Here is a 12587-nt window from a genome sequence, read left to right as displayed (position 1 = left end):
CATGGCCGTGCTTGCCCAACACACTGATGCCTTGTTGAGCCATTGCGTGCAACTGGCACGGGCCACGTGCGAACAGACGCTGTTCGAGCACCTGCTGCATGCCACGCAAGCGGTCAGTGGTTGCGAACTGGCCCAGGTCTACCGGCTCGACAGCGCCGGTCCCGGCCTGCGCCTGGCAGGGGAAAGCCTGGAGGGCGCACGTACGCCGCCTGAAAACAGCCCGCTGGCAGTGGACTATCAGGACCACCCCTTGCTGCAATTCATCCTGCGCCAGGGGCAGCCAATGGCCCTGTCCGGGCTGGATCCTGCCGTGCACGACACACGCTTTCTGCCCGAACCCTCACGGCCCTGGCACGCCTTGCTGTGCGTGCCGCTGCGCAATGTCGCGCAGCGTGTCATCGGCCTGCTGCTGTGCGCCACCGCTCAACGTCGCGATTTGCAACCTCTGGCCGGGCCATTGGAGCACCTGAGCGCATTGATGCAGGCGCGTCTCGAAACCCTGCACGCGCAGCCTGCCATTGCCGTATCGAGGGGGCCTGAGGCGCTGGCAACGGCCCAGGGCTATGGGCTGATCGGCAACAGTCCGGCCATCGAGCAGGTGCGCCACTTGATCGGCAAGGTGCTGCGCAGCCCTTGCACGGTGTTGCTCGAAGGTGAAACCGGCACCGGCAAGGAAGTGGTGGCGCGTGCCATTCATGACCATGGCGTCAGGCGAGGGCGACCGTTCGTGGTGCAAAACTGCGCCGCCTTTCCGGAAAGCCTGCTGGAGAGCGAGCTGTTTGGCTACCGCAAGGGGGCGTTTACCGGGGCGGCCAAAGACCGCGCCGGGCTGTTCGATGCGGCCAATGGCGGCACCTTGCTGCTTGATGAGATCGGTGACATGCCCCTGGCCTTGCAGGCCAAATTGCTGCGGGTCCTGCAAGAAGGCGAAATCCGGCCCTTGGGCGCCAACAGGACCCACAGGATCGATGTGCGCATCATTGCCGCCACCCACCACGACCTGCGCAAGCAGGTCAGCACCGGGCGCTTTCGCGAAGACCTGTATTACCGGCTGGCGCAGTTCCCCCTGCACTTGCCGGCCTTGCGCCATCGTGAAGGCGATATTGCGCGCCTGGCCCGCCATTTCGCCACGCAGGCCAGCACCGGCCTGCAACGTCCGCCGCCGCAGTGGTCGGCGGCGGCGCTGCACTACCTCAATGGCCTTGACCTGCCTGGCAATGTGCGTGAACTCAAGGCGCTGGTCGAGCGTGCGGTACTGCTGTGCGATGACACGCTGCTGCGGATCGAGCATTTCACCCGCCACGGCGGTGTACAGCCGGCGCCAGGCCCGACCGTACTGCGCGAGCGCATGGAGCAGGTCGAGCGTGCCCTGTTGATCGAGAGCCTCAACAACAATGGCGGCAACCGCACCCGGACCGCCCGCGAACTGGGGGTCGCCAGGCGCACGCTGCTGTATCGCCTGCAGCGCCTGAACATCCCGTCCGATCATGGCTACGGCTAGCGCCGCACGCCATCGATGCACCTACGCGCCACACCCGGCACCGTCAATTCCCTTTATGGAGACCTCTTCATGTCTGCACGCCATTGGTACGCAGCCGTGCTGGCCCTGGCCGTTTTCGGCGGCCTGGCCGGTTGCCGCGGCAATTACACCTTCGATGACCACGAGTACCGTCCGCTGGGCGACGCCAAGGCCCTCAAGCGCGGTCTGTAAGGAGCAACAGCATGCAATTGGTACTGGAAATTCGTGATCCCGGACAGCGTGGCTGGGCCGCCACCCCGACCAAGCGTTTCGTCGAGCGGGGCGGGGTGCTGGGGCGTCACCCGGCCTGCGACTGGATCCTGGCGGATCCGCAACGCCATGTGTCGAATCATCATGCGGTCATCGGCTATCAGGACGGCAGGTTCATATTGATCGACACCAGCCGCAACGGCACGCATGACGGCTTGACCGGTCAGCGCCTGCCCCTGGGCGTAGCGCAGGTCATCGAGCAGGGCAGCCATTTTTTATTGGGCCGCTTGCGCATTCATGCCCGCCTGGAAAACACCCGGCAAGGTATCGACACTGCCATGGGCCAGCCTGCCGCAGCGGGCCGTGTCATTCCTGACGACGCCTTTATCCAGCCTGATCCACTCAATGCGTTACAGGACAAAACCGAAGGCCTGCTGGAGCATCTGTTGAACGCCAGGCCGCCTGAGGTGCCTGTCTCGCCTGCGGCGCTGGAAAGCCCTGGCATCGATACGGAAAACCTGACCGTACCGCGCTTGATCGCGGCCACCGCGACTTCGCCTGAAGCGCCAGCGGTGCAGGTGACCGAGGCCGTCGTCGGTCCCGATGAAGCCTTCTGGCAGGGGTTTGCCGAGGCACTGGGTGTGTCGCTGGATGACCTGGCAGCCCCCGAGCGTGAGCAACTGGCGATGACCGTGGCCACGCTGTTGCGCCAGGGGCTGGAGGGCCTGCAACACAGCCTGCGTCTTCGCAGCGAATTGAAAAACGAGCTGCGCCTGGGGTTGAGCGATGCCTTTGGCACCGGCCAGAACCCGCTCAAGCGTGATCTGGACCGTGCCGGGTGGCTGGCCCTGCTGCGCCGTCCGGGCGCCTCGGGGCAGCCGGGCGCGGCGCAGGTGGCGCTCAGCCAGGCCGTGCAGACCCTGCAAGCGCATCAAGTGGCATTGCTCAATGCCAGCCGTGCGGTCTTGCGCAGTGCGCTGGAGCAGGTGGCGCCGCAGCGTCTGATCGCGCAGATGGAGCGTGACCACCGCACCTGGCTGACCTCCGACGGCCGGCGCTGGCGCGCCTATGTTCGTCACCATCAAGCACTCAGTGGTGATGACGACTGGACCGAGCGACTGCTGGCCCGGGATTTTGCCCGTGCCTACGCCGAACAGGTCCGTCTGATTGCCCCTCTCTACAGCCCGGTTCAGGGATGACCCTCATGCCCCGTTTCAAGCTTCGCCCCACCTGCCGGCCATTGTTGTGGCTGGCCTGTACCCCCTTGCTGTTGGCCGGTTGCTCAGCGCTGTCGCCCTATTCCAGTCTGACCAAGCTGGACCTGACCCTGGCCGCCAGTGACCGTCTCAATCCGGACCTGCACGGCCGCCCTTCACCGATCGTGGTGCGCTTGTTCGAGTTGCGCCATCCGGTGGCATTCGAAACGGCTGACTTCTTCAGCCTCTATGAACGTGCGCGCGACACCCTGGCCCCTGACCTGATTGTCAGCGAGGAGCTGGAACTGCGTCCCGGTGAAACCCGCCTGCTCAAGCTGCGCGTCGAACAAGGCCGTCATGTGGGGGTCCTGGCGGCCTACCGCGACCTCAACGAGACGCGCTGGCAGCATGTGCTGACGGTCAACCCCGGCCAGCGCACGCAGGCGGGCCTGATTCTGGATGAAGACGGTATCACCGCCGATCGTGCGTCCCTGGCTGACGAGGAGGGTGGACGATGAACACGCACAAGGTCATCTGGCAGGAAGGCATGCTGCTGCGCCCCCAGCACCTGCAGCACAACGACCGTTATTACGATCACCAGCTCAAGACCCGCACCCTGATGCTGGGCAGCCATCAATGGGGCTTTGTCAGCCTGGACATCGACGTGCAGTTTCTCTCCATGGGCAAGCTGGTGATCAGCCAGGCCCGTGGCATCCTGCCCGACGGCAGCCTGTTCGACCTGGCGGGTGCCCCGCACCCCCTGGCTCTGGACGTGCCGCCCAACACCACCCACACCGCCGTGTACCTGGCCTTGCCCCTGGTGACCGGCAACCATGTCGAAGCCCGGCGTGCCGAGCAGGCCGATGTCCTGGCGCGCTACACCGTCTACCAGGCCGACGTGGCCGACTCCAATGCCGGCGAGGACGCCAGCAGCCAGGTCAATTGCGGTCGTCCCGACCTGCGCCTGATGCTGGGCGAGGACTCCGGCGAACAGGCCTGGGTCAGGTTGAAGCTGTGCCAGATCCTTGAAGCCGGTGCCGGCGGGGCCATTACCCTGGCGCCGGACTTCGTGCCCAGCTTCCTGCACGTCAAGTCCTGTGCCTGGATGCTCTCGTGCCTCAAGGAAGTCATCAGCCTGCTGGCTCATCGTGGCGATACCATTGCCGGGCGTATTCGCTCCAGCGGCACCGTTGGCAGTGCGCAGATCGGCGATTTCATGATGCTGCAACTGATCAATCGCAACGAACTGCTGCTGCGCCATTGCCTGGATCAGGCGCACGTCCACCCCGAGGCCTTGTATTGCCTGTTGCTGGGCCTGCTGGGTGAGCTGGCCACCTTTGGCAGCGACAGCAAGCGGCCTGCTTTCAGCGGGGCCTATCAGCACAGCGATCAAGGCGCGAGCCTGCGGCCCTTGCTTGACGAACTGCGCCAGGTGCTGTCGATGGTGCTGGAGCAGCATGCCATCGAGCTGCCGCTGGAGCTGCGTCAGTACGGGGTGCGCGTTGCCACGCTGCATGACCACACGCTGCTGGTCTCGTGCAGTTTCGTACTGGCTGTCAGTGCCCAGTGTGACGCCGAAGAACTGCGCCAGCGCCTGCCCGCGCACTTGAAGGCCGGTGCCGTGGAGCACATCCGCGACCTGGTCAACCTGCACCTGCCGGGGATCCGCCTCAAGCCTCTGCCTGTAGCACCCCGGCAGATTCCGTTTCACGCCAACAAGACCTATTTCATTCTGGAGCCCGTCCCTGACGACCTGGCTGTGCTGGAACGCTCCGGCGGCTTTGCTTTCCACCTGTCCGGTGATTTCGCCGGGCTGGAACTGACTTTCTGGGCGATCAGGAATTGAACGACATGAACACGCAAGACTTTTCCGGGCAGGTCGACACAACCGTTCTGCTCGACCATGCCGGTCTGGGCCCCGAGCAGGCACCGGTGACCGATGCCCGCGATGCACCACGCTTCGGCCTGCTTGAAGAACGCATGGTCTATGCCGCGCACGTGCCGGCCACCCCACACTTCAGCCTGGGCCTGAATGTCCTGGTGGCGGCCGCATCGCCGTTGCTGTCGAGCATCCGGCAGATCAAGTACCACACGGACGCACCGGATATCGCGCGGCTCAACGACCAGTTGCGCGGCCAGGTCCAGCAGTTTGAACACCAGGCCTTGCGCGACGGCATCGACAGCGATCAGGTGGGCATCGCGCGTTATGTACTGTGCACGGTGCTCGATGAGGCGGTGGTGACCACCGCGTGGGGCGGGCAGAGCGACTGGGCGCAGAACAGCCTGCTCAGCCGCTTTCACAACGAAACCTTTGGCGGCGAAAAATTCTTCAGCCTGCTGGAGCAATTGTCCAGGAATCCGCTGCGGCACCTGCCCCTGCTGGAGCTGATGTACCTGTGCCTGGCACTGGGATTCGAAGGCAAGTATCGACGTGGCAATCGCGGCACCGTCGCGCTCGAAGAGGTCCGCGACGCACTGTACCGGCAGATCCGGCAACTGCGCGGTGAGGCCAGCAGTGAGCTGTCACCGCGTTGGCAGGGGCTGGATGATCCACGTTGCGACGTGCCGGGCATCGTGCCCTGGTGGCTGGTGGTGCTGTTTACCGCGGTCGGGCTGGCCATCCTGTATTCGGGCTTTGCCTGGGTGCTTGGCGAACAGCGCCAGACCGTTCTGCAACCCTGGCAACAGCTCGAAACGAGCCTGATCCCGACCCGCTCGTGAGACCCCCTCCATGAACATGACGATGAAAAAAAGCCTGTCGGTGCTGGGCCAGACCTGGGTCTGGAGCCTCGCGCTGGTGCTGGCCGGCGCGGCGCTGGTGTGGTGGATCGGGCCGATGCTGGCCATCCATGAATGGCGTCCCTGGGCGCCGGTAAATGCGCGGTTGGCAACTTTCTGTGTGCTGCTTCTGCTCTGGGGACTGGGCCTGGTGTTCGCCGGTTGGCGTGCCAGCCGTCGGCAACCGGGCGCTGAAGCACCTGAACAAGGCCAGGCCAAGGAGCACCACGACGCGCGCCTGGACACTGAGCGGCAAGGCTTGCACCAGCGTTTCAATGACGCCGTGCGCACGCTCGCCCAGTCCAGCCTGTACCGTAATCACCCCCAGCGGGTGCGTGACGAATTGCCCTGGTACCTGCTGATCGGCCCCCCGGGCAGTGGCAAGACCCGCCTGCTGGAAGGCTCAGGGCTGGAATTTCCGCTCAACCGTCCTGAATCCCTGCACACCGGGGCCGACAGCGCCACCGAGCACTGTGACTGGTATTTTGCCGAGCAGGCCGTCCTGCTCGACACGCCCGGACGCTACCTGACCCAGCCCCGGTCGACCCTCGACGGGCAAGCGTGGATGACCCTGCTGGGCCTGTTGCGCAAACGCCGCCGGGCCTTGCCGCTCAATGGCGTGCTGGTCACGATTCCCGTCCCCCTGCTGCTTGAAGGCCAGGACGCCGAGCGCCTGGCGCTGACCAGGCAGTTGCGCGCGCGTCTGCAGGAGCTGAGCCGGGTGCTGCATGTGCAGGTGCCGGTGTACCTCATCCTGAGCCAGGCCGATAAGGTGCCGGGCTTCGAGGCATTCTTCGATGCCTTGAGTCTTGAGCAGAACCGTCAGGTGCTTGGTGCCAGCTTCAGCCGGGACAAGGCGGCCCATGAGGCGGGCGTGGTGCGCCAGGAGGTCGAAGCGCTGTTGCGTCATCTCGACAGTCAGCTCATCGGCCGCCTGCACCAGGAGCGTGACACCGGCCGCCGCAGCCTGATGCTTGGTTTTCCGCACCGGTTGGGTGTGCTGGGTGGCCACCTGTGTCAGCTGATCGACAGCGTCTTCAATCATCACCGTTATCAGCGCAGCCATCGACTGCGCGGCTTTTACCTGACCTCGGCACCGCACCCTGAGCCGGTGTCGTCAGACGCGCAGGTGCAGACGCCAGGCCGAGCCCTGACAGTGACGGGTGCAAGTGGTCGTGCACGCTTTATTCATGATCTGTTCAGCCGGGTGATCTTTGCCGAAGCCGGGCTGGTCGGCCTCGATCCTCGCGAGCGCCGCCGCATTCACTGGGGCCAGCGCGCATGGCTGATCGGCGGCCTGGCCATGCTGGTGCTGGGCGGGGTGCTGTGGGCCCGTGGCTTTTCTACCAACCACGAGCGCCTGGAAACGTTACGGGTGCTGGCAGGCCAATGGCAGCAACAGCACCAGATGCTCAATCCCGACGACGATGCCATGGCCTTGCTCAAGGTGCTGCAGACCAGCGCGCAGGCCAGCCAGGTCTTCGCGCCGGCCGGCGACGTGGCCTGGCACGAGCGCAACGGGCTGTATCAGGGCCAGGCCAGCCAGCCGGTGCTGCGTGAGGCCTATGAGCGCGAACTGCTCAGCCACCTTTTGCCGCAAGTGACGCATTTGCTGGAGGCGCGAATCGCCGCCAGCCTGCATGACCGCGAAGCCTTGCTGGGCCACCTGCGCGCTTACCTGATGCTCAACCTGCCGGCCCGTCGCGATGCGTCGTGGCTCAAGGACTGGCTGGCGGCCGAGTGGTCGCGTCTGTACCAGGGTCACAACGACGTGCAGAACGACCTGAACCGGCATTTCGAGCAGTTGCTGGGCCTGACGTTCAGCCAGCCGCTCAACGACAGCCTGGTGCTGCAGGCGCGCCAGACCCTGCGCAGCGAATCGCTCGCCAGCGTGGTGTATCGCACCCTGCGCGAACAGGCCCGCAGCCTGCCCGATTACCGGCTCAGTCAGCACCTGGGGCCGCAGCGCGACCTGTTCGTCGGCGCTGACCGGCCGATTCCGGGGCTATACACCCGTCAGGGCTACCGCCAGTTCTTCTCGGTGCAAGGCACCGCCCGCGTCAGTGAACTGCTGCGTGACAACTGGGTGCTCGGCGAGGGCAGCGACATCAGCGGTCGGGACCTGCGCCAGTTGCTGGTAGAGCTGGAGCAGTTGTACTTTCGCGACTACGCCAGCCACTGGAGCGAAGCGGTGGCGCAGCTCGGGTTGCTGCCGTTCAGTGATGCCGGCGAGGGCGCTGACCTGGCCGCGGGGCTGCTGTCGTCGAGTTCGCCGGTGGTGCAATTGCTGTTGCAGATTCGCGACAACACCCGCTTTGCGCTGCCTTCCGAGGCGCTTGAGGCAGCGATCGAATCTGGCCCTGCCCCGGCCGCCGGGCTCGGCAAGGCGGCCACGGCCGTGGCGAGCCAGGCGATTGCCTTGCCGGATAATGCCCGCCGGGCCCTGCAGCAGCGTTTCGAGCCCTTGCACCGCTTGCTCGACGACCAGGACGCGCCGAGCGCCGACCTGGCCGTGGCCTTGCAAGGCCTGGATGCCGTGCAGCAGCAACTGGCCAGCCTGGCACGGGCCAGCCAGCCCGAACAGTTCGCCTTCGACATGGCCAGGGCGCGCATGGGCGGCCAGCGCGATGCCTTGAGCCAGTTACGCAACACCGCTGCACGCCTGCCGCGCCCGGTCAGCGGCTGGTTCAACCTGATGGCGGAAGACACCTGGCGGCTGGTGCTCGGCAATGCCTATCAGCACCTCAACCAGCGTTACCAGAGCGAGCTGTATGGCTTCTACACCAAGGCCATTGCGCAGCGCTATCCGTTCAGCGCCCACAGCACCAGCGATGTGGCGCTCAATGACTTTCGCGAGTTTTTCAAGGCCCAGGGGGTTCTCGAAAGCTTTTTCGAGCAACACCTCAAGGCGTTCGTCAGCGGTCATCCGGGCAGCTACCGTCTGCGCAGCATCGACGGCCACAGCCTGCCCATGTCCCGTGCGCTGCTGGAGCAAATGAGCGCCGCCCAGCGCATCCGCCAGGGCTTTTTCGCCGAGGATCCCAACCTGCCGCAAGTGCGCTTCACGCTGGAGCCCTACAGCCTGGACAGTGCCGTCAACCGCGCCGAATTCCGCCTGGGCGAGCGCCTGCTGGAATACCGTCACGGCCCTATTGTGCCGATGGCCTTCACCTGGCCCGACGACACCGGGCAGGGTGGTGCCAGCCTGGTGGCCGAGCGCCGGGACGGACGACCCGTGGGCATCGAGAAAAACCTCGGGTCCTGGTCGTTGTTCCGCCTGCTCGACCTGATGCAGGTCGAACCATTGAGCGGCCGCGATGTGCTGGTGCTCAAGGCCGACCTGGGCGGCCTGCGCGCCAACTACTTGCTGACCAGCCAGCGCATGCCCAATCCGTTCGACGTCAGTGCACTGCGCAGCTTTCGTCTGCCGGCACAGCTATGAACAAGCCTGATCCGGTACTGGACAGCGCCGCCCGCAGCGAGTGTGGCAAGGTGCGGGCGCGCAACGAGGACGCGTTTCTCGAAGCCACCGGGCAAAGGGTGTGGGCGGTGGCCGATGGCATGGGTGGGCATCATGGCGGGCATATCGCCAGCCGCCTGATCGTCGATACCCTGGCGCAACTGCCTGCCGAGCTGCCGCTGGAGGCCCGGCTCGTGCAACTGCGCCAACGCCTGCAGGGGTTGAATCGCCAGCTTTGCCTGACCTTGACGCAAAGCCAGGGACAGCCGCCGCGCATCATCGGCAGCACCCTGGTGGCGCTCTTGCTGCAGGGCGAGCAGGGCGCCTGCTGCTGGGCAGGCGACAGCCGTTGCTACCTGTGGCGCGGCCAGCGCTTGTACCAGTTGACCCACGACCACGCGCACGCCCATGGCCTGACCCGGGCGATCGGCGCCTGCCACCCCTTGCGCCTGGAGCTGCTGCAATGGCGTGTGCAGCCGGGCGACACCTACCTGCTGTGCAGTGATGGTCTGTATCAGGCGCTGGACAGCGAGACACTGGGCCAGGGCTTGAGCCAGCCCACGGCGGCCACGGCCCTGGCCTGCGTGTTCGGCCACGCCATGCAAGGCCCGGCGACGGACAACCTGACCGGTGTGGTGGTGCGCACATGAGTGATTTGCCATCGCCGCCGCAGGTGCTGTGCGGACGCTATCGGCTTGACCGCCTGCTCGGTGTCGGCGGCATGGGTCTGGTATGGCGCGCCCGTGACCTGCTGCATGAGCAGTACGGCGACCCTCAACCAGACATTGCCCTCAAGATGCTGGGCGAAGCCTTCGACCAGGTGCCGGATGCGGCGTCGCTGCTGTACGGTGAATTTGCCCTGACCCGTCATTTGCACCATCCCGGCGTGGTGCGCTGCTACAGCTTCGAGGTCGACACCCGGCGACCCTGTGCCTTCATGACCCTGGAGCTGCTGCAGGGGCTGACCCTGGACCATGTGCTGTGCGAATGCCCCACCGGCATGCCGGTGAATGAGTTGTTCGACGTGGTACTGCCCTTGCTGCAGGCCCTGGCCCACAGCCATGCCCGGGGCGTGCTGCATGGCGACCTGAAACCGGGCAATGTCATGCTCGGCGAGTGGGGGGTGCGGTTGTTCGATTTCGGTCTGGGACAGGCACAGCCCGGGATTCTGCCCGGGCTGCCGCAATTGCGGCGTGACACCTTCAAGGCCTGGACGCCGGCGTATGCTGCCCCGGAGCTGCACGAGGGCGGGGCGTTATCCGAAGCGTCGGACCTCTATGCAGTGGCGTGCCTGATCTACGAGCTGGCGTGCGGTCGACACCCGTTTCGTCGCCTGCCCGGCGACCAGGCTTGCGCAGCCCGGCTTGACCGTACACTGCAGAGGCCGGCCCGGTTGCCGCGACACGGCTGGCCGGCGTTGCGCCGGGCCTTGTCCTTCGATCCCGCCTGCCGGCCGAGTGCGGCGCAGTTGCATGAGGCCTTGCAAGCGCAAGCGGGCGGGTGGCGCCGTGTCTTCAGATAATCGGTCTTGAGCGGGCGCCGGCACCCGCGTCGGAGCAGGCAAACCATGCTGGCGGGAATTTGCCCGGGATAATCGGGTCTTATTGCCACATGCATTCGATTACCAAGGAGGTCCACCGATGAACAGTGCCCGAATTGCTGCGTTGCGTCCGCTGATGCCCGTCGATGTGCTGGCCAGTATCATGGGCAAGCATTGGTCGCCGCCTGATGCGCACGGTTATGTGCCTGACACGCATAACCATGGTTTCGGAGCGCAGGTGGAAGTGGGTGGCAAACTGGGTAAGGTGGGCTTCTACAAGTCCTTTTCCGATACGCAACTGATCGAAGGCCTGCACATTGGCATGCCGCTGGAAGCCGCGCTGCACGCCCGGCCGAACTTGCAGATGTTCGAAAACGGTCCAAAGGACCCGCTGGAATGGACCCAATACCGGGACCGCACCGACGATGGCCATGACCTGATCGTGCGTTTTCGTGGCGATGCGATCCTGGCCCTGGAAATCAGCCAGCCAGATGCGGTCTACCCCGAGCCCGACAAACTGCTGGCCGACACCCGTCTGAACACGGTCTATGACCTGCTGCGTGATCCGCAGCGCCCGCTGCCGGCAACGGGCCGCGGCGAAGAATGGGCCGGCGGCTGGAACCTTGGCCTGCCACCTGGCATTACTCCCGTACAGTGGCCCCTGAGTCCGTCGAGCGGTCATCCGCTGCGCCATGCCTTTACCCTGCATGTGCCCAGCCAGTACCGCGCGCAGGGTGCGCAATTCGTGGCGTTCAGCCTGTTTGTCGATGACCAGTTCGAAGAGCTTCCTTCGAGCAGTGTCGTGGAGGCGTTCTTTGCCGCACCTTTGTCCAGCGAGCCGCCGGCCGATGTGCATCTGCTGCCGTTCTGGCAACATCGCCAGGCGCGCCACCCCAGGCAGTTCGACATGGAGGACATTCTTGGCACCCGCTACGCGGCCATCTGGCTGACCCAGGCCGAGTTCGATGCGGCACTGTGCCCGTCCCCCGACCTGCGTGGCAATCCGTTGCTGGGCCAGGCACCCGGCTGGCTGGACAAGAGCTACCGTGAATATTACGGCTACGAGCAAGTGCGCAACCCGGGCGAGCCGGCCTATGAGTGGCTGCAAGGCGAGGGCCGCGCCGCCGGGCTCGACACGGCGTTCCCCGTGCGTGCGCAGGAACGTGAAGGTGATCCGAACGTCGGCAAGCCACCCCGTGAGTGGGAAGATGAATGCCAGGACAGCGGTTATGTCCCGGGCTTCAGTGATGAGGGCGTTGCCCTTGAGCTGGAGCGTTTCCACGGCCGCAACCACTTCGGTGGCACGATGTTCCCGGTGCAGGGTTATCCCGAGTTCGGGCCGCGCTACCTGGAATTCGAAGAAGACTTCGGCGGCTTCAATTTTGGCAGCGGCAACGGGCAGATCGACCTGGAAAAAATGGAGATGGACTGGGCATGCGGCTGATTGCGCCCAACCCACGCACTGAAAAACCCCGGTAGGAGCGCGCTTGCCGGAATGCCGGACCACCGCGACCGAGTGCGTAGCGCTCGCAAAATCTGCGAAACGCCACAGATTTACGATTGCTAACCCGTCAGGGATCTATGAAACGCCACAATTTTACGACTGCTAACGCAGCCGGTCGCGGGCAAGCGCGCTCCTACAAGGGGTCAATGTAATATCCAATGCATCAACAAGTTATTTTGTGTTTGATGAGAACCTACCCTGTTTCACTGACAACGCGCCAAAGCGGCACGCTGAAGAACCCCGGTAGGAGCCCGCTTGCCGGCGACCGAGTGCGTAGCGCTCGCAAAATCTGCGAAACGCCACAGATTTACGATTGCTAACCCGTCAGGGATCTATGAAACGCCACAATTTTACGACTGCTAACGCAGCCGGTCGCGGGC

The 12587-nt window shown here is 64.9% G+C and carries 10 protein-coding genes; all 10 read left to right on the top strand.

Annotated features, from left to right (window positions below):
- Position 1 precedes the first annotated feature (1 nt).
- The gene (locus DGA31_RS26935) at positions 2 to 1501 is read left to right on the top strand and encodes a sigma-54 interaction domain-containing protein (protein ID WP_109514580.1); all 1500 of its coding nucleotides are present in this window, start codon (positions 2 to 4) and stop codon (positions 1499 to 1501) included.
- A gap of 69 nt (positions 1502 to 1570) precedes the next feature.
- On the top strand, positions 1571 to 1711 hold the full coding sequence (locus DGA31_RS26930) for a type VI secretion protein (RefSeq protein WP_109514579.1): 141 nt from the start codon (positions 1571 to 1573) through the stop codon (positions 1709 to 1711).
- Between the two features lie 11 nt (positions 1712 to 1722).
- Positions 1723 to 2928: a type VI secretion system-associated FHA domain protein TagH gene (gene tagH / locus DGA31_RS26925; protein ID WP_109514578.1), complete on the top strand. Its 1206-nt coding sequence runs from the start codon at positions 1723 to 1725 to the stop codon at positions 2926 to 2928.
- Between the two features lie 5 nt (positions 2929 to 2933).
- On the top strand, positions 2934 to 3443 hold the full coding sequence (gene tssJ, locus DGA31_RS26920; RefSeq protein WP_241509662.1) for a type VI secretion system lipoprotein TssJ: 510 nt from the start codon (positions 2934 to 2936) through the stop codon (positions 3441 to 3443).
- Positions 3440 to 4771: a type VI secretion system baseplate subunit TssK gene (gene tssK / locus DGA31_RS26915; protein ID WP_109514576.1), complete on the top strand. Its 1332-nt coding sequence runs from the start codon at positions 3440 to 3442 to the stop codon at positions 4769 to 4771. The genes tssJ and tssK overlap by 4 nt, the downstream gene beginning before the upstream one ends.
- Positions 4772 to 4776: 5 nt before the next feature.
- On the top strand, positions 4777 to 5646 hold the full coding sequence (gene icmH, locus DGA31_RS26910; protein ID WP_109514575.1) for a type IVB secretion system protein IcmH/DotU: 870 nt from the start codon (positions 4777 to 4779) through the stop codon (positions 5644 to 5646).
- A gap of 10 nt (positions 5647 to 5656) precedes the next feature.
- Entirely contained in the window at positions 5657 to 9145 is a 3489-nt protein-coding gene (gene tssM, locus DGA31_RS26905) for a type VI secretion system membrane subunit TssM (protein WP_109514574.1), read from the top strand.
- The gene (locus DGA31_RS26900) at positions 9142 to 9813 is read left to right on the top strand and encodes a PP2C family protein-serine/threonine phosphatase (RefSeq protein ID WP_056837830.1); all 672 of its coding nucleotides are present in this window, start codon (positions 9142 to 9144) and stop codon (positions 9811 to 9813) included. Before tssM ends, DGA31_RS26900 begins: the two co-directional genes overlap by 4 nt.
- Entirely contained in the window at positions 9744 to 10685 is a 942-nt protein-coding gene (locus DGA31_RS26895) for a serine/threonine-protein kinase (protein ID WP_421958014.1), read from the top strand. Before DGA31_RS26900 ends, DGA31_RS26895 begins: the two co-directional genes overlap by 70 nt.
- 118 nt (positions 10686 to 10803) lie before the next feature.
- A complete protein-coding gene (locus tag DGA31_RS26890; RefSeq protein WP_109514572.1) occupies positions 10804 to 12147 on the top strand; it encodes a DUF7256 domain-containing protein in 1344 nt (447 codons plus the stop codon).
- The last annotated feature ends 440 nt before the right edge of the window (positions 12148 to 12587 follow it).

It is taken from the genome of Pseudomonas ovata (assembly GCF_003131185.1).
Taxonomy (GTDB): Bacteria; Pseudomonadota; Gammaproteobacteria; order Pseudomonadales; family Pseudomonadaceae; genus Aquipseudomonas; species Aquipseudomonas ovata.
Note: the sequence above shows the minus strand (reverse complement) of the source record. Positions and strands in the feature narration are given on the sequence as shown.

Bases quoted from the DNA above. Each gene is read 5' to 3' on its own strand.
- tssM (WP_109514574.1), top strand. From the start codon at position 5,657: ATGAACATGACGATGAAAAAAAGCCTGTCGGTGCTGGGCCAGACCTGG.
- icmH (WP_109514575.1), top strand. From the start codon at position 4,777: ATGAACACGCAAGACTTTTCCGGGCAGGTCGACACAACCGTTCTGCTC.
- tagH (WP_109514578.1), top strand. From the start codon at position 1,723: ATGCAATTGGTACTGGAAATTCGTGATCCCGGACAGCGTGGCTGGGCC.
- DGA31_RS26935 (WP_109514580.1), top strand. From the start codon at position 2: ATGGCCGTGCTTGCCCAACACACTGATGCCTTGTTGAGCCATTGCGTG.
- tssJ (WP_241509662.1), top strand. From the start codon at position 2,934: ATGCCCCGTTTCAAGCTTCGCCCCACCTGCCGGCCATTGTTGTGGCTG.
- DGA31_RS26900 (WP_056837830.1), top strand. From the start codon at position 9,142: ATGAACAAGCCTGATCCGGTACTGGACAGCGCCGCCCGCAGCGAGTGT.
- tssK (WP_109514576.1), top strand. From the start codon at position 3,440: ATGAACACGCACAAGGTCATCTGGCAGGAAGGCATGCTGCTGCGCCCC.
- DGA31_RS26930 (WP_109514579.1), top strand. From the start codon at position 1,571: ATGTCTGCACGCCATTGGTACGCAGCCGTGCTGGCCCTGGCCGTTTTC.
- DGA31_RS26890 (WP_109514572.1), top strand. From the start codon at position 10,804: ATGAACAGTGCCCGAATTGCTGCGTTGCGTCCGCTGATGCCCGTCGAT.